Below are 16686 nucleotides of genomic sequence, written 5' to 3' on the forward strand. Positions count from 1 at the left end.
TTGCTCCACGCTTAAACTTTTATCGACAAATAGTCAGCAATTGGCCCAATCACCAACACCGGCATGAATTGCAACAAGGTCAGAATCAACACGATCCCGATTAAAGTCAGGGCAAAGGTTGGAGATTCGATCTGTAAAGAACCTTTGCTTTCGACTGCTTGCGGTTTGGTTGCTAAACTCACAGCAATTAAGACTGGAATGATCAACACGCTATAACGCCCTGCCAATAGCGCCACACTGGCACTTAGGTTCCACCAAAGCGTGCTATCACCTAAACCTTCAAAGCCCGAACCATTATTGGCATAGGCAGAGACATACTCATAAAACACTTGGCTAATGCCGTGAAATGCAGGATTTGAAGTCCCTGTCATGGATGGAAAGGCAATCGCGATGGCTGTCAAGCCAAGAATCACTACAGGCTGTAATAGAATCACTAGCGCTAATAACTTAATTTCAGTGACTTCAATTTTTCGGCCAAATAATTCTGGGGTACGTCCTGTCATCAAGCCTGCGATAAATACCGCCAGAAACAGGTAAATAAAGAACTGTAATAGCCCACAACCAATCCCGCCCCAAATGGCATTGATCAGCATATTGCACAGTTCAACCAATCCAGTGAGTGGTGAAGCCGAATCATGCATCATATTGACTGAGCCGTTATTGACTTGTGTAGTCAAGCTTCCCCACAGTGCGGATGCCTCAGCACCAAAACGGGTTTCCTTGCCTTCCATCCATGCCGTATTTGGAATTAATGAGGAGTTTTCTGTCCACAGGGTGAATAGTGTTGAAGACAGAGACATCAACAACATGCTGCCAAAAATCATCCACATTAGTTTTTTGCGTTGAATAAAACGCCCAACCATAAACACCGCAGAGAGTGGAATCAGTAAAATCGCAATCATCTCAATCACATTGGACAATGGGGTTGGATTTTCTAAAGGCACACTACTGTTTGGGCCATACCAACCGCCACCGTTACTACCCAGTTGTTTAATGGCCACCATCGGTGCAACGGGACCCAATGGAATATATTGAGTTTTAACTTCTGTGCTTTGCTCTAAAACTTGCGCGGTTGGACCCGCTGATAAAGTTGCAGGCACACCTTGAAAGGTCAAAAGCAAAGAAAAAATAAATCCTAGAGGAATGAAGAATCGAAATAAGGGACGGATAATGTCCATCCAATAATTGCCCAGATTAATACGATTCCATTTGTTTTGCTCTGAGTCTTCTGCTTGAGCGGATTGTAAAAATAATGCTCTTAACATCGCGACCAATAAGGCAAGTCCCATAATTGGCGACAAATATTGCAATCCTACAATCACCGTTATTTGTGATAGATAAGACAGTTGTGCCTGCCCCGAATAATGCTGTTGGTTGGTATTGGTCAGGAAGGAAATAGTGGTATGTAAAGCCAAGTCCCAATTCATATTGGGAATATGATCAGGATTTAATGGTAGCCATGCCTGTGTCATTAAAATAGTGACACTCACCCCCAGCAATAAAATATTGCTCAGAACAAAAGCACCCAAATATTGTCGCCAGTTCATCCCACTGCGCTTAACACCCAGCACAGCATAAATCGGCTGCTCAATCCATTTAAAAAAATGGTCACTTTTCATTGGCTTGGCTTGCATTACATCAGCGAGATAAGCACCAAGCGGATAAGCCAACAACAATGAAAAGACAAATACAGTAATAAATTCCCACATAGCAAATGCCATTTAAAATAGGTCATCATTAGTATGGAAATTGAGGGCGTAAATTCTCTATATTGAAAAAAGTCAGATGCGTAAATTTCGCGTAAATTTTTAAATGATTCATATCAAAAATAAAAAATTGACTTAATAAAAGACAACCTAAAATCTTCATTAGCCTACATAGATAAAACTTAAATTTGGCATAAGCCAGCATGTCCTATTCGGTTGTAAATGCGTACTAATTTTCTTTGAATATAAATTGCCCTTTATCCCTCAATAGCAAAACAAAACATCCGCCTTTAGATTTGAAAATCTAATGGCTAAAACAGAGTCATTAAATTGCTGTGAAATCATTTACATGTTAAAAATAAAAGACTTTATAATTTTATATATGAATCCCAATGAATAAATATATTGCTGCGACTTTCATCTGCGCGAGTTTGATTAACCATGCTGCATTTGCCACTTCTCCCCCCGCCCCCATTCAACAGCAAAAACAAATCGCAGGCTATTACCAATATCAAGCGGGTGATGTGCAAATCACAGCCCTACTCGATGGCACCAATTTCATGTCACCGAAGTTATTTCAAAATCTTCCAGAAAAAGAAGTGCATGCCATTTTAAAGAAATACTATGCCGACCAAGCTAAAGGCATACAAACCTCGATCAATGCCTTTTTAGTCAATACAGGTAATTCACTGGTTTTAGTGGATAGCGGAGCTGCGAGCTGTTTTGGTTCACATTTAGGTTCAGTCGTAAACAACTTAAAGGCTTCTGGCTATAAACCAGAACAAGTTGATACGATTCTACTTACGCATTTACACCCAGACCATGTTTGTGGGATCAGCAAAAATGGTGTTGCCAACTTCCCCAATGCCACAGTTTACGTATCAAATGATGAAACCAACTATTGGCTCAACCCGAAACAAGTCGACAAAATTCCTAAAGATAAACAAGCTGGCTATGTCGGCACTGTGGAAAAAATTAAGCAAGCCATAGCCCCTTATCAAGCCAAACAACGCTTCAAAACCTACACATTGGGCGATGAGATTCAGGGCTTTAAAGTGATTAATACCGCGGGGCATACACCGGGGCATTTTAGCTATGCGCTGAAAACGAAAGATGAAACGGTGGTGTTTATTGGCGATATTGTGCACTCGCATACGGTGCAATTCGATAAACCTGAAACCGCTATTGAATACGATATTGATCCTAAACAGGCCGTTGCGACCCGCTTAAAACAATTTGCTGGGTATGCAAAAGATGGACAAACCATTGCAGCACCACATTTACCATTCCCAGGAATTGGACACATCTATTCAGCAGATGGAAAAAGTTATCAGTGGATTCCTGTGCATTTTAAGGATTAATTTATAAGAAAATTACCTTTTCTTTTGGCTGAAGTTAAAAGTCACTTCAACCCAAACATAAGTTTGTTAAATCATAAAAATCCCCTCATGTGAGGGGATTATTTTTTACTGCTGTGGACTCATCGAATTTTGTACGAAATTCGGAGAACGCGGTCCATATAATAAACCTTTCTGCTGTACCAACTGCGGAGCATATAACTGCGTACTTACACTGTTAGAAAGCACATAAGCCTTGTCCGATAAGTGATTTGAAATTTGGTCAATCAAAGCACCCACTAACATTCCGACCAAACCCGCGTTGCTATTATTATTGGCTTGTTGGATCTTCTCCTGACCTTCCCATAATAATGCTCCGGTTTTTAAATCCACCAATTTTGCCTCGACCGCGACGGTCGAAACGGATTGAATCACCTGATACTTAGAACCATATTCTTTGACTTTGATATAAAGTGCAGCATCCGCTCCAAAGATTTCATTAAGTTTCTGAATTGGAATTTGCTGCGCATCATAACCATTGGTTACCCCATTTTCTTTAAATAGCGTATCCACCACAGAAATGGGAAACACGTAATAACCGGCTTCTGCCACAGGTAAAGTGACGGTAGACCAATATCCATAGGTTGCCCGTGTATCGGGTGACTCATTTACAGGCGGCAATACCAAAATAGATTTTGGCATATTGGCATGATATACAGATAAGTCACGTTTACTTTTGGGTGCGGTAATACACCCCGTAAGCAAGGTCGCTGCAAGCCCAAGAACGCATAGTTTTTTTAAATTTTTCACTTTACACTCACTGCGGCAGACTGGGCTGTCATTTTTTTCAAAAAACGATCCATTAATACTGCCGACTCTGGGTAGGTTTGACGTTCAAGCTCAAAATACTGAACGGCACGTGGCCCATTATTAATATTTAGGTTCAATAAACCCAAATGCGCATACAAGCCAGGAGGCACTGCTGCATTTTTGGCTTTGGCTTTTTCAATATCTTTTTCGAGTTTGCCAATCTGTTCTTGTGGAGAAGTCTTTTCTGGCAGACTCAACATCAAATAAGTTTGCTGCGGGTATTCGCCCCAGCTATAAAGTGATTTTGGCGCTGAAACACAGCCCACCAAAGTCATGGTGCAGATTGCACCTAAAACTAATACGATTTTTTTCATTGATTCAAACCAATTACTGCGCAGACCACTTATTGGTTTGAATATCCAATACCAAATTATTAACCGCTTCACGTACAGCTAGATCTAGAACTTTACCGTTTAAAGTTGAGTCATAAGAAGCGGTAGAACCAAAACCTAAGATTTCACGTTCACTTAGTGCGTACTCGCCTGCGCCTTGTACAGAGTGAACGATTTCAGCTGTTTTTACATCGACAATATTTAAGTTCACTTTGGCATAAGCAATTTGGGTTTTACCACGCCCCAATATGCCAAACAACTGATGATCGCCGACTTCTTTACGGCCAAATTCAGACACGTCACCCGTTAATACATAACGTGCGCCTTTAATGGCTTGAGAAGATTTGGTAAAACCTGCTTCTTGTTGTAATTCAGCAAGGTTGTCACGGTTTAGGACAGAGAAATAGCCTGATTGCTGTAAATGCGTTTCTAAAATAGTTTTCGCCTGACCACCTAAACGGTCAACATTGTCTGAAAAAATGCCCCGCATGTAACTCGAGCGGTTATCAAATTTCCCTATAGAAACAGGGGTTTTAGTTCCAGTGTATTTGACTGTCGCCACTGCCGCTGTCACTTGTGGTGCTTGAATTGTTTTTGAGGTTTCTGTTGTTGAACAGGCAGATAATGTTAAAGCGCTAAAGACTGCTGTAAAAATAATTTTTTTCAAGAGTTATCCCACTGATATTTATTAAAAATCAGTGGAATTATACCAAGTTACATTCTAGTTACATATACAAAATTAAATATTGTTGTTCTAAAAGGTATTACTTCATCCCAAAAATCAGTTTTAACCCAAGCAAGGTCATGACCCCACCCGCTACACGGTCAAAAATGGCTTTGGATTTTAAATAAACTTTCCGTGGACCTTCTGCCGATAAGGCAACCGCAACCAGTGAATACCAACCTGCATCAATAAAGAAACACAGCATAGGTAATACGACATAAAAATAGGTCGGAATGTCTTTCGGCAATAAAGCAGTGAAAATACTCGCCAGCACAATCGCAATTTTCGGGTTACTCATTTGTGTAATTAAACCCAATCGGTATGCTTGTTTATAGCTCATCGGCTCCGCTGCACTGTTCGGATTCTCCATTGGCTCTTTTGCATGCTTAATAATTTTAAATGCCAACCAAAGTAAATAAATACCACCACAAATTTTTAAAGCGAGATAAGCCGAAGGCACTGCCAATAGAATGGCTTGTAAACCCATCACCGCCAATAAACCGAACAACGCGGCGCCTGTTCCTGTACCCAATGCGGTAAACAAACCGTGTTTACGCGAAATCGCAATTGAGTTTTTCGCCACATAAATAAAGGTTGGCCCAGGGCTAATTGCGCCTAACATTAAAGCTAAGGTAATTGAACCTAATATAATGAGCGATTCCAAAGAGCACCTCGATGCATTGGGATAAAAATGGGTGCATTATTTTAGACAAAATTTGCACCAAAACCTATCAAAAATATGTTTATCGCAATAAAAATGCTTTAAATCGTATTATCCCAAGCGACTCTGTTCCTTTAAGTGTTGTTATTTAAATACACATGTAAAGTATTTATTAATGCCAAAACAATGAACTTAATTAGAGTAATTATTCAATATAATACTTATTATCATATATTTAGAATTATACCACATGAATTTTTCATTTTAATCGAATCACTTCTTTCTCCATAAAACCTTTTTTTAATCAAAATTTCACATTAAATTTTCACACTTTTTTCATAGTATTTTCACATGCATAATCACATACTAAAAATATGGTTTTATTTTACTTTCTGATAAAAATGACACAAGAGGGTTCATCATGCCGAATAAAAAAACAGTCGACGCCAAACAAACACATCTCTGGATCGTTGGGGGTGGCATTGCAGGTATGGCAGCAGCAGCCTTTGCCATTCGTGATGCACAAGTCCCTGCCCAAAACATTCATATCCTAGAAGAATTAAATATTACCGGTGGCTCAATGGATGGCGGTGCAACACCTGAAGCTGCACATGCATGGGTTACCCGTGGTGGACGAATGCTGACTGATGAAACCTATTTATGTTTATGGGATTTATTTTCGACTATTCCCTCTTTAGAAAATCCAGACATTTCTGTACGTGAAGAATGTCGTGAGTTTAATGAGAAAGTGAAAACCCACGCCAATGCACGATTAATTAATGCTAAACACAATATTTTGGATGCGGAAAAATTAGGTTTAAGCAACTTGCATCGAGCCCAAATGCTGCGCTTATTAGCATCAAAAGAAGCGCGCATTGGCAGCCGCCGTATTGATGAGTTTTTTGATGACTCTTTTTTTCAAAGTAATTTTTGGCGTATGTGGCGCACCACTTTCGCATTTCAAAAATGGCATAGTGCGGCTGAATTAAGACGCTATTTCTTACGCTTTATTCAAGAACTGCCTCGCATTCATACTTTGGCCGGCGTAAAAAGAACCCAATACAATCAATATGATTCGATGATTCTGCCTTTACAGCGTTGGTTGGTTGAACAAGGCGTTGATGTGCGCTTTGGCAATTATGTCACCGATGCAGACTTTCGTACTGATGAAACTACACAAGAGCGTCGAGCAACTAAACTTTATGTCACATTACCTGAGGGCAAAGAAGAAATAGAGCTAAAGCAGCATGATCTTGCCATTTTTACCTTGGGTTCAATCACTGCCGACTCACGTTATGGCAGTAACGATGATGTTCCTGCACTCGTTCGTAATCGAGAAGATCATGGCTGGGCGCTTTGGGAAACTCTGGCACAAAAAGCCCCAGACTTTGGCCGTCCAATGACCTTTTATGGCAATGTGGATGAACACAAGTGGGAGTCTTTCACACTAACCATGAAAGATGATGTACTCCTAAAACGAATTATTGACTATACAAGTAATGAACCTGGCACAGGTGCATTAATGACATGGTTTGAGTCAGGTTGGCATTTGTCCATTGTGGTTCCCGCACAGCCCCACTTTGCCAATTTGCCACAAGGAACTTTTACCCTCTGGGGTTATGGTTTCCAAATCGATCATATTGGCGATTACATCAAAAAACCTATGAGCGCTTGTACAGGCAAAGAAATTTTGACCGAATTAATTCATCAATTAGGTTTCGAGGACATCTTAGAACACGTACTTGCCAGCACTGAGGTTACAACAGCCATGATGCCGTATGCCTCGGCCCTATTTGCCTGCCGTAAATCTGGGGATCGTCCTTTCGTGATCCCCAAAGGGTCACAGAATTTTGCATTCTTGGGGCAATTTGTAGAAATTGAAGATGATGTGGTCTTTACCGTCGAATATTCAGTACGCGGTGCCATGCTTGCTGTCTATGAATTTTTCGGTGTAGAACGAGACATACCTGAAATCTATAATGGTTTACTCGATCCTAAAGTTGGATTAAAGGCGTTAGAAGCAGTTTTCCACTAATGACGTAAATTAAAAAAAGAGCGTCATTCAGATGCTCTTTTTTATTTAATCTGTTTTGAATCACTATTGTCTTCTAAAGTTCAGTGAAATTCATCAAGATCCGATCACACTAAGGTTGCGAATGATCAACATGAGGGGTTTGATCGCGAGCAATCGACTGATAATCATGATCAGCTACAGGCACACCCCCAATGACCATGGTTCGAACCATCGTTTTAGGTTTATTCAGCTCATCTTTTGCATCACAAGCTGTAAGTAACCCTGCCATCATACAAATCAACACGAAGGATATTTTGTTCATCACATTCCCTCTTTTTCATTCTTATTGTTCTTTCAGCATAGCACTTTTATTTTTCCAATCCTATCGACTTTGTTACAACTTTTATCCATCCACATGATGGTGCTGCGCGTATTTTCTTTATTTAAAAAAATATCAATCATTCATAGATAAAACAATAATATCAATGATTTAAACCAACCCAAATTCGACTTAAATATTTATCCGATGTGTTGAAAAAAATTATCGTGGCCGCGTCTTATCCTGTTGTATCTAATTTCTTCATTCGCCTGCGGCTCGCCCTACTTTTGTTGAGGCAAAACCATTGTCCTCTGCAAAAGCTGTTCATTTCTTGGAGTTGTTCAAATACCACGAATAAACCTTATTTTATTTGCACCACGCAGCTTGCAGATGACGTTTCTGGGTAACAAATTTATTATCGAGATCAGATTAAATGAGAAAAAGATAAACTGATTTACAAAATCTTACAGGATTGAATATTTACAACGGACATTTTTGTCCGTTAAATAATAGCACTCCCAAATCAAATGAAATAATCACCATGACCAGTCGTCAACAGCGTGCTGCACAAAACCGTGAGGAATTGCTGGAAGCTGCGGTTCAGGTTTTTCGTACACACGGAATCAATGCCCCCCTACAAATGATCATTGATACAGCCAATGTCGGACGGGCGACGTTTTATCGTAATTTTGCTGACCGTCGTGCCTTGGTGATTGCACTCATGGAGCAAGCTTTGGAACGTCTTGCAGTGCGTGCAGAAGCATTTTCTCAGTATGAAGATGGTTTTATTCGTTTAATTGAAAACCATGTCTATAACTTGCCGTATTTAACTGCACTGATGGAATATTGGCGGGTGATTGAGCGTGATGATCCCGTCATGGTCGATATCTACGCGCGCCGCGATGCCATTTTACAACCTTTGATTGATCAAGCCATTCGCCACGGCGTATGTCGCCCCGATTTGACCACTCAAGATTACGCCATGATTACAGCGATTTTAAGGACTTCATTTCAAGGGCTAACCGATCTAGAGCAACAACAACTTGCACAACGTGCGATTGAGCTACTCCTCAATGGTATTCGGGCATAAAGGTCACCACTCATGACACAGCCACCGCGTTTACTCGAACCTGCGCCAAACTGGACAGCCGAAGAAAAGCCAACCCTGCCTGGCTCTCCTGCCGTGATCGCACACTCCACGCCTAAGCGCTTCATATATTTTTTTATTGGTTTGTTTGTCGCACTGTCTGCGAGTCTCAGTAACGGTTTCATTACCGCGAATTTGCCCTTAATTCAGGGTGAATATGGACTAACACCCTCTGAGGTGGCGTGGATTCCTGCAGCTTATGTCATGGCCAATGTCAGTGCGAACCTGATTCTCTTTAAAGCCCGCCAGCAATACGGTCTGCGTCTATTTTCTGAAATTGGTCTACTGATTTTTATTGCAGTCTTAGTTTTACACGTCTTTGTACATACCTTTGAAATGGCCGTACTGGTGCGTTTCATTAGCGGCATGGTTGCAGCACCGCTCAGTTCCTTAGGCATGTATTACATTATGCAGGCCTTTAAACGGGAGGATTTTGGTCGCAGTATCTATTTGGCTTTAGGCTTCCAACAGCTCGGCATTCCCTTGGCTTGGATCATTTCGCCTTATCTGATTGATGTGAACAATTGGAATGTGCTCTACACTTTCGAAATTGGTTTAGCTCTGTGCTGTTTCGCCATGGTGGTGTCTCTGAAGTTACCCCGCAGTTTAAGAATTGCTGTTTTTGAAAAGCAGGACTTTTTTACCTTTGCACTGCTTGCACCCGGTTTTGCCTTTTTGTGTATTGTACTGACCCAAGGGCCAATCTTGTGGTGGTTTGAAGCGAAGTGGTTGGCCTATTTGCTCATTGCAGGGTTTAGCCTGATTGTGATTGGTTTGGTCTACGAGCATTATCGGGTCAATCCACTGATTATGACGCGTTGGCTGGGGACATCATCTACGCTTCGTTTTATCATCGGTGCCTTTGCAATTCGCTTCTTAATGTCGGAGCAAAGTTATGCTGCCGTGAGTTTTCTCAAAACCATGGGCATGGGCCCCGATCAATTTGTGCCGCTCTATGTGGTGATCTTTTTAGGTATTGTGTCTGGTACCTTATTTAGTACCATCACTTTTTCACGTGAACGGATTATTTGGCACCTGCTGTTAGCCGAAGCTTTGGTCTTGATTGCTTGCGGACTGGATTTTCACCTCACCAGCGATATTCGCCCTTCCAACTTCTACGGCAGTCAATTTTTGGTGGGCTTTGCCAGTGGTGTGTTTATTGGTCCACTCTTGATCACGGGTATCTTGAGTGCCATGCAAAAAGGTCCCACCCATATTGTCACGTTCATTGTTTTATTTTCAGCGACTCAAACTTTTGGTGGCTTAGTCGGTTCATCATTTTACTCCACCTATCAACAAGTTCGAACCCAAAACTATCGTGCTGAAATGATTCAACAACTCCCCGAAACCAATCCATTGATCGCACAGCGGCTTTTAGCGTATCAACGAAGTTCGCATAGTTACACGCTTGATCAGCAGTTAGAGCAACAACAAGCCTTAAAAAATTTAAATCAAGTGGTGACTCGAGAAGCTCAAGTACGTGCCTATAACGATGTGATTAGTTTCAATGGCGTCGTTGCCATGCTGCTGTTGCTGTGGGGGACATTCCTGATTGTAAGAAATCAATATCAACTGCGGCAACAAGCAAAAATCGGTCCTGCCTAATGCCACTGCTCCCTATTTATTGAGAAATTGTTATGTCTGAAGATCAAAAACCAATAACTCCCGCTGAAACAACTGCAACGACTGAAAATGCCTCTCAGCCTGAACAGCCCGTGGCAGCAGCAACAGCGATTACGCCGCCTTCAAGTAAATTAATTCCAACAGCGAAACGTACCTTGATTTTGATGTTTTTAGTACTGATCATCGGTATTGGCATCATTTTATGGGCATGGAAAATTGGGCCATTTGACAGTGCCGTTGAGTCCACTGACAACAGCTATGTCAAAGGCAAAACCACGGTACTTTCTTCGCAAATTAACGGCTATGTCAAAGATGTCTTGGTCAGTGATTTTGATCACGTTAAAAAAGGACAGGTGTTGATGCATATTGATGCCACCACCTATGACCAAAAAGTCACACAGGCCGAAGCAGGCGTCGATCAGGCGCAAAATAACCTCTCCAATCAAAGCCAAAATATTGCGCAGCGTAAAGCCGATATTGTTGCGGCAGAAGCCAAGGTCGAACAAGCGCGAGCAGCCTATCAACTGTCATTGGCACAACAGCAGCGCTATCAACAGTTGAGCGACTCTGGCGCAGCGTCTAAATCGGAACAAGATAAAGCCGTGGCCGATACCCAAAATAATTTAGCTTTACTGCAACAAGCACAGGCCAATGTGTTGGTAGCAAAAGAAGCGCTCAAAACCGCTCAAGTGGCTGAAACTGGACTCAAAGCACAAGTGACCAATGCCGCTGCTCAACTGGATCAAGCCAAAACCACCAAAAATTACAGCAGTATTATCGCTCCTATGGATGGACAATTGGGTGAAGTCAATCCACGCGTGGGACAATATGTGGCCGCAGGGACACAGTTGCTCTATCTGATTCCACAACAAACTTGGGTCACAGCTAACTTTAAAGAGACTCAAATTGCCAACATGAAAATTGGACAAAAAGCATGGTTCACGGTGGATGCCCTCAATCATCAGAAATTTACAGGCCATGTCGAGCAAATTTCTCCTGCGGCTGGCTCAGAGTTCAGTGTGCTCAAAGCCGATAATGCGACGGGTAATTTCACCAAAGTGGTGCAACGCATTGCGGTAAGGATTGCGATTGATCCGAATCAAACGGGCATTGAAAACTTGCGCCCTGGCATGTCCGTGATTAGTTCGGTCGATACGCATACAGCAGAGGATTAATCCTGTGAAAAAACCACCACTTTTCACTTACACTAAGCACTCAACCTGATTGATTAAAGTCCTATGTTTGAACAGATTGCACAGTCCATTCCCTATCAGCGCATCAGCGTTGGCGGGGTTAATATCAGCATCAAACGTTTGGACTTGGTTCATCCACACATATCTGGCAATAAATTTTTTAAACTGAAATACAACCTGTTGGCAGCGCAGCAACAAGGCTATAAAAAACTGCTGACTTTTGGCGGTGCCTATTCCAATCATATTGCCGCGACGGCCTATGCAGCGCAGTTATTTGGATTTGAAAGTTTAGGCATTATTCGAGGTGAAGAGCTAGCCAACAAATCCTTAAACCCAACTCTACATACGGCGCAACAATTTGGTATGCAGTTGCAGTTTGTCACGCGAGAAGCCTATCGACAAAAGCAAAGCTCAGCCTACTTAGCACAGTTACATCAAGATTACCCTGACTATTATGTGATTCCTGAAGGCGGAACCAATCCCCTTGCCATTCAAGGCTGCACAGAAATTCTCTCGGATGAAGATCGACAAAATTACGACCTGATTTGTTGTGCAGTAGGTACAGGAGGAACGATCACGGGGTTAATTGAAGCCAGTCACTCACAACAGCAAGTTCTGGGCTTCTCCGCGCTCAAAGGTGATTTCTTGAGCACAGAAGTCGAGCAACTCACCCCAAAACGGAATTGGCAAATCACCGATCAATATTGTTGTGGGGGCTACGCCAAAACTACGTCTGAACTACTGCAATTTATTCAAGACTTTGAGCAGCAATATGACATTCCACTGGAACAGATTTATACAGGCAAAATGCTGTTGGGTTTAAGCGATTTAATTCAACAAGCTGCATTTCCAGTAGATCATCGCATTTTGGTGATTCATTCAGGTGGGCTGCAAGGTCGTTTAACCGCACTTTAGATAGTCCTGAAAAAGCAAAAAAGATGGTCTATAATGCCCTGCTTTATTCTCCCGTGAGTGTGTCATGTCCGCAAATCAATATGATGTCTTAGTTTTAGGTGCAGGCGCATCTGGCTTAATGACAGCCTATATGGCAGCTCAACGCGGACGTAAAGTGGTGGTGGTAGAAAAAGCCAATAAAGTCGGTAAAAAAATTCTCATGTCGGGTGGTGGTAAATGTAACTTTACCAACCTCTATGTCGAACCAAGCAACTTTATTTCACATAATCCACACTTTGTGATTTCAGCCCTGACCCGCTATACCAATTGGGATTTTATAGGCCTAGTTTGTGAGTACGGCATTGAATATGAAGAGCGTAAACATGGTCAACTGTTCACCCTAAAAGGTGCCAAAGAAATTTTAGCCATGCTGTTGGCCGAATGTGAGAAAACAGGTTTGGTGGACATTAAAACCAACTGTGAAGTGAAAGCCATCACCGCCCTAGAAGAGCAAGGTTTTCAAATTGCCACGACACTGGGTTATTTTGAAGCAGAATCTGTGGTGATTGCATCGGGTGGCTTATCGATTCCGACCTTAGGTGGTTCAGGGATTGGTTATGAGATTGCCAAACAATTTGGTCATCATGTTTATCCGACCCGCGCAGGTTTGGTGCCTTTTACCTTCTCGGATAGTTTTAAAGAAGTGACTACACGCTTAAGTGGCAACGCGGTCGATGCGACTTTATCGAATGACTTAAACGCTTTTACCGAAGCTCTTTTATTTACCCACCGAGGACTCAGTGGTCCAAGTTCTTTACAACTGTCGAATTATTGGGATGTGGGGCAAAGCTTCAAAATTGACTTCTTACCAAGCGTGGATTTACACGACTATTTAAAAGCCAAGAAACACAGTCAACCTAAAGCCCTACTGCGTACTTTACTGGGTGAGCATTTCCCTAAAAGTGTGGTGGTTGAACTGCAAAACCTGATTTGGCCTGAACTGGCTGAAACAGCGATTGGTCAGCTGTCGGATGAAAAACTGGAGCACATTGCAACGCGCATACATGCATTTGAAGTCAAACCATCAGGAACCGAAGGCTACCGTACCGCGGAGGTCACTTTGGGCGGTGTAGACACCACTGAGGTTTCATCAAAAACCATGGAAAGTAAAAAGCAAAAAGGCTTATATTTTGTTGGTGAAATATTAGATGTGACAGGACATTTGGGTGGTTTTAACTTCCAATGGGCATGGTCATCTGCACATGCCGCATCAGAATATGTCTAAGCCATCTGCTTAAACGATAAATTATTCTAAATAATCCGTGCGTAGCAGTACGCACTGCTTTTGCTTCTGCTGACGAGCAAGTGCTACATCCATTTTCGTAATGGCAATTTGCACATGGCTCTGTTCAGTCCCAGTACGTCGCGTCATCAATGCTTTTTTTAATATTTTCATCATTCGTTTTCCTTGTGTAAGTACAATTTATCAAAATAAATTGTGAAATATTCATCAATTCATATTTCAAAGTATAGGCATGTAAGTATTTCTAATTTATGAAATATCCATATTTCACATGCATTAAACATACCAAATTAAATTGCATTCTACACTATAGACTTTTGTATTATTTTTTCCGTGGATTCTTCAGCATCACTCCCCGCAGTTGCAGCATTAGATAGTGTTTCAGCCCAGATCTGCGTTGTTACAACGGTCTTCGGTTTTGCACATATAAATTTATACGCCCTCACAAAAAATCTAACGGTAATGCCTGTTATGATGATTGGGGCAATGATCTTATTTGGTGCCTTATTCTTCATCATTTTTCCTCATGTATAAGATCGACCTGCCTAAGCATGATCGATCTCGACAAAATTCAACACGTTATTTCGGATCATCCTTTGGCTGAATATCAACACCCTCTTCAGCTTCGCCTGTAGAACCGTATGGGTTATTTAAAGGCTTATGCTCAGGGTCGACCAGTAGATCATCTGGGACAACCGAATCATTATGCGGTGTTACAGGGGTGTGTTTCGTCACGGGTGCAGATACCGTAGAACTTGATGTTTTGGGTTGTGGGTTAGGTTGCTTCGCCTGCTTTTTCGCACAATCAATCAATTCAGTCAAAATACGTTCCGCAGGTTGACGTCCACCGAGGCCAAAGGCGAGTGCAAATGCCACAGCGACAGCCCCTAAGGTTAAACCAAAAGCCAAGTTCACAATCGAATCAGCAATTCCCATCGCCCTTAGACCCATAGCAATGACTAATCCCATAATGAGCACACGGACTAAATTGGCTAACCAAAGCGAACTCTGATATTCGCCACGTTGCACAATATTTGCCACCAAGTTTGCCAACCAAAATCCAATCACTAAAATAACTGCACCTAATAGAATATTGGCACCAAACTGAATAAACATGGAAATCAGTAGGCTGACTTGCTCTAAACCCAAGCGATTGGCTGCTTCTGATACTGCAAACAACATGGTAAAAAATACAATGAAATAACCCACCACGCATGAAATTTTCGTGGTGCCTAAAAAGCGCTGTAAGTCGAGTTTGGCAGGAATGTCATCAACACCTGTCCCAGAAACGACGTCCACCACCAAGTTTGCCACAAACCGCGAAACCACATAGGCAATAATCAAAATTAGCCCAGCCGCAATAATTTGCGGAATTGCATTCATAATTTCATACAACATGGCCGTTGCGGGTTGTGAAATTGAATCAATACCTAACGCTTCAAATGCGATAATTAAGGCAGTAATAATAATAATTGCAAATACAAATGAGCCTAGGACATGAGCCAAATTTGAGTTCTTAAACAGTCCGATTTTTTGTGCTTGCTTCTGTAAATCTAGACCTTGTATCAATCCTTCGAGAATGCCTCGAACAATTTTTGCCAAAATATAGCCCACAAATACAATCACAATCGCAATAAACAAGTTCGGTAAATATGAAATGGCTTCATTCAACATATTTTGAATTGGGAACAGCAAACCATTTAAACCTAAAATCGAAAGTACAATCGGCAGGAATAACAACAGGATTAGCCAGTAAACAATCTCACTGATATTTTGACTGATTGGACTGACACCCACATCTTCACTCAGTTTTTCATCGAGCTGAGTTCGATCCAGTAATTTTTTCAATCCGACTTTCACCAAGTTGGCAAAAATCCAACCAATAAAAGCCACTGCTACCGCTGCCAAAAGCTGAGGAATAAACAACAAGAACTGCTGAATCATATTACTGAATGGACCACTGACGCTGGTCAGATTCAAAACATTCAATGCACCAATTATGGCTATCAGCAGCACAATCCAGAAGACAATTCTAGACACGATGTTTTCAATATTGGAACGATGTCCCGTTGCACCAGAAAGCTTTTGATTGGTGCCTAATTTAGATAATACTTTTTTCACCGCAGCGGCGATCACTAAAGCAATCACCCAACCAATAAGTAAAATAGCAACAGCAGACAAAATCGGATGCAACTGATCCCAATAATACATCCCATTCATTTCAGGGGTTCTCATTCCCCCTTCAAAAAACTCATTCATGTCTATTCCCTCTTCTTATTTCTGTTAATGACTGACTCCATTGGGAGCTTGATTGTTGTATTCATAAAAGTATGGAGGTACTTCATTACCTTAAAATTTGTATTTTTTTTAATCAATATCATGTGCAGAATTACAACAAAAGGGCACACTCCAATAGCAAAAAAGCTCTAGCTTATTAAGCTAGAGCTTTTGTTTTATAGACATCATTCAGTTAAATTATTCGTTTCAACTCAAGTAAATTCATCCTGAATCGTTGCATCGAACCCCGTCTCCTCGTATTGCTTCAAAGACATTCCCCGTTGCA

General features: G+C 41.5%; 15 protein-coding genes. 7 read left to right on the top strand and 8 right to left on the bottom strand.

Going from position 1 to position 16686, the window contains the following annotated elements; translation table 11 throughout:
- Positions 1 to 11: 11 nt before the first annotated feature.
- Positions 12 to 1709, bottom strand: a complete 1698-nt coding sequence (kdpA, locus tag E0H94_RS13300; RefSeq protein WP_131326961.1) for a potassium-transporting ATPase subunit KdpA — start codon at positions 1707 to 1709, stop codon at positions 12 to 14.
- A gap of 389 nt (positions 1710 to 2098) precedes the next feature.
- Here kdpA and E0H94_RS13305 point away from each other — a divergent pair, with 389 nt between their 5' ends.
- Entirely contained in the window at positions 2099 to 3067 is a 969-nt protein-coding gene (locus E0H94_RS13305; RefSeq protein ID WP_131326962.1) for an MBL fold metallo-hydrolase, read from the top strand.
- A 105-nt stretch (positions 3068 to 3172) separates the two neighbouring features.
- Here E0H94_RS13305 and E0H94_RS13310 read toward each other — a convergent pair whose 3' ends face one another.
- From E0H94_RS13310 to E0H94_RS13325, 4 genes are all read right to left on the bottom strand, one after another.
- Positions 3173 to 3853, bottom strand: coding sequence for a DUF799 domain-containing protein (locus E0H94_RS13310; protein WP_131326963.1), 681 nt, complete (start codon positions 3851 to 3853; stop codon positions 3173 to 3175).
- Positions 3850 to 4227, bottom strand: a complete 378-nt coding sequence (locus E0H94_RS13315) for a DUF4810 domain-containing protein (RefSeq protein WP_131326964.1) — start codon at positions 4225 to 4227, stop codon at positions 3850 to 3852. Before E0H94_RS13315 ends, E0H94_RS13310 begins: the two co-directional genes overlap by 4 nt.
- A 13-nt stretch (positions 4228 to 4240) precedes the next feature.
- A complete protein-coding gene (locus E0H94_RS13320; protein WP_131326965.1) occupies positions 4241 to 4912 on the bottom strand; it encodes a CsgG/HfaB family protein in 672 nt (223 codons plus the stop codon).
- 97 nt (positions 4913 to 5009) lie between these two features.
- The gene (locus E0H94_RS13325; protein WP_171462077.1) at positions 5010 to 5591 is read right to left on the bottom strand and encodes a LysE family translocator; all 582 of its coding nucleotides are present in this window, start codon (positions 5589 to 5591) and stop codon (positions 5010 to 5012) included.
- Positions 5592 to 6051: 460 nt separating this feature from the next.
- Between E0H94_RS13325 and E0H94_RS13330 the strand changes: the two genes are divergently transcribed.
- Positions 6052 to 7665 carry an oleate hydratase gene (locus E0H94_RS13330; RefSeq protein ID WP_131326967.1) on the top strand — a complete coding sequence of 538 codons (1614 nt, stop codon included), beginning with the start codon at positions 6052 to 6054 and terminating at the stop codon, positions 7663 to 7665.
- 109 nt (positions 7666 to 7774) lie between these two features.
- On the opposite strand, the gene E0H94_RS13335 is transcribed toward E0H94_RS13330, so the two are convergent.
- Positions 7775 to 7966 carry an NF038215 family lipoprotein gene (locus E0H94_RS13335; RefSeq protein ID WP_131326968.1) on the bottom strand — a complete coding sequence of 64 codons (192 nt, stop codon included), beginning with the start codon at positions 7964 to 7966 and terminating at the stop codon, positions 7775 to 7777.
- Positions 7967 to 8504: 538 nt separating this feature from the next.
- Between E0H94_RS13335 and E0H94_RS13340 the strand changes: the two genes are divergently transcribed.
- The 5 genes from E0H94_RS13340 (at position 8505) to E0H94_RS13360 (ending at position 14105) form a co-directional block, all read left to right on the top strand.
- On the top strand, positions 8505 to 9053 hold the full coding sequence (locus E0H94_RS13340; RefSeq protein WP_131326969.1) for a TetR/AcrR family transcriptional regulator: 549 nt from the start codon (positions 8505 to 8507) through the stop codon (positions 9051 to 9053).
- 12 nt (positions 9054 to 9065) lie between these two features.
- On the top strand, positions 9066 to 10715 hold the full coding sequence (locus E0H94_RS13345) for an MFS transporter (protein ID WP_131326970.1): 1650 nt from the start codon (positions 9066 to 9068) through the stop codon (positions 10713 to 10715).
- Between the two features lie 32 nt (positions 10716 to 10747).
- A complete protein-coding gene (locus E0H94_RS13350; RefSeq protein ID WP_131326971.1) occupies positions 10748 to 11908 on the top strand; it encodes an HlyD family secretion protein in 1161 nt (386 codons plus the stop codon).
- Between the two features lie 63 nt (positions 11909 to 11971).
- Entirely contained in the window at positions 11972 to 12841 is an 870-nt protein-coding gene (locus tag E0H94_RS13355; RefSeq protein ID WP_131326972.1) for a 1-aminocyclopropane-1-carboxylate deaminase/D-cysteine desulfhydrase, read from the top strand.
- A 64-nt stretch (positions 12842 to 12905) separates the two neighbouring features.
- Entirely contained in the window at positions 12906 to 14105 is a 1200-nt protein-coding gene (locus E0H94_RS13360) for an NAD(P)/FAD-dependent oxidoreductase (RefSeq protein WP_131326973.1), read from the top strand.
- A 21-nt stretch (positions 14106 to 14126) separates the two neighbouring features.
- Here E0H94_RS13360 and E0H94_RS18505 read toward each other — a convergent pair whose 3' ends face one another.
- Both E0H94_RS18505 and E0H94_RS13370 read right to left on the bottom strand, forming a co-directional pair.
- Positions 14127 to 14279, bottom strand: coding sequence for a hypothetical protein (locus E0H94_RS18505; protein ID WP_165495612.1), 153 nt, complete (start codon positions 14277 to 14279; stop codon positions 14127 to 14129).
- A 423-nt stretch (positions 14280 to 14702) separates the two neighbouring features.
- Positions 14703 to 16382, bottom strand: coding sequence for a mechanosensitive ion channel (locus E0H94_RS13370; RefSeq protein WP_131326975.1), 1680 nt, complete (start codon positions 16380 to 16382; stop codon positions 14703 to 14705).
- Positions 16383 to 16686: the final 304 nt, after the last annotated feature.

The sequence above is a fragment of the Acinetobacter sp. ANC 4173 genome (assembly GCF_004331255.1).
GTDB lineage: Bacteria > Pseudomonadota > Gammaproteobacteria > Pseudomonadales > Moraxellaceae > Acinetobacter.

What these genes read in the sequence shown, in the direction of transcription:
- kdpA (WP_131326961.1), bottom strand. Translation starts at nt 1,709, where the DNA reads ATGTGGGAATTTATTACTGTATTTGTCTTTTCATTGTTGTTGGCTTAT.
- E0H94_RS13305 (WP_131326962.1), top strand. Translation starts at nt 2,099, where the DNA reads ATGAATAAATATATTGCTGCGACTTTCATCTGCGCGAGTTTGATTAAC.
- E0H94_RS13315 (WP_131326964.1), bottom strand. Translation starts at nt 4,227, where the DNA reads ATGAAAAAAATCGTATTAGTTTTAGGTGCAATCTGCACCATGACTTTG.
- E0H94_RS13325 (WP_171462077.1), bottom strand. Translation starts at nt 5,591, where the DNA reads ATGTTAGGCGCAATTAGCCCTGGGCCAACCTTTATTTATGTGGCGAAA.
- E0H94_RS13330 (WP_131326967.1), top strand. Translation starts at nt 6,052, where the DNA reads ATGCCGAATAAAAAAACAGTCGACGCCAAACAAACACATCTCTGGATC.
- E0H94_RS13335 (WP_131326968.1), bottom strand. Translation starts at nt 7,966, where the DNA reads ATGAACAAAATATCCTTCGTGTTGATTTGTATGATGGCAGGGTTACTT.
- E0H94_RS13340 (WP_131326969.1), top strand. Translation starts at nt 8,505, where the DNA reads ATGACCAGTCGTCAACAGCGTGCTGCACAAAACCGTGAGGAATTGCTG.
- E0H94_RS13345 (WP_131326970.1), top strand. Translation starts at nt 9,066, where the DNA reads ATGACACAGCCACCGCGTTTACTCGAACCTGCGCCAAACTGGACAGCC.
- E0H94_RS13350 (WP_131326971.1), top strand. Translation starts at nt 10,748, where the DNA reads ATGTCTGAAGATCAAAAACCAATAACTCCCGCTGAAACAACTGCAACG.
- E0H94_RS13355 (WP_131326972.1), top strand. Translation starts at nt 11,972, where the DNA reads ATGTTTGAACAGATTGCACAGTCCATTCCCTATCAGCGCATCAGCGTT.
- E0H94_RS13360 (WP_131326973.1), top strand. Translation starts at nt 12,906, where the DNA reads ATGTCCGCAAATCAATATGATGTCTTAGTTTTAGGTGCAGGCGCATCT.
- E0H94_RS18505 (WP_165495612.1), bottom strand. Translation starts at nt 14,279, where the DNA reads ATGATGAAAATATTAAAAAAAGCATTGATGACGCGACGTACTGGGACT.
- E0H94_RS13370 (WP_131326975.1), bottom strand. Translation starts at nt 16,382, where the DNA reads ATGAATGAGTTTTTTGAAGGGGGAATGAGAACCCCTGAAATGAATGGG.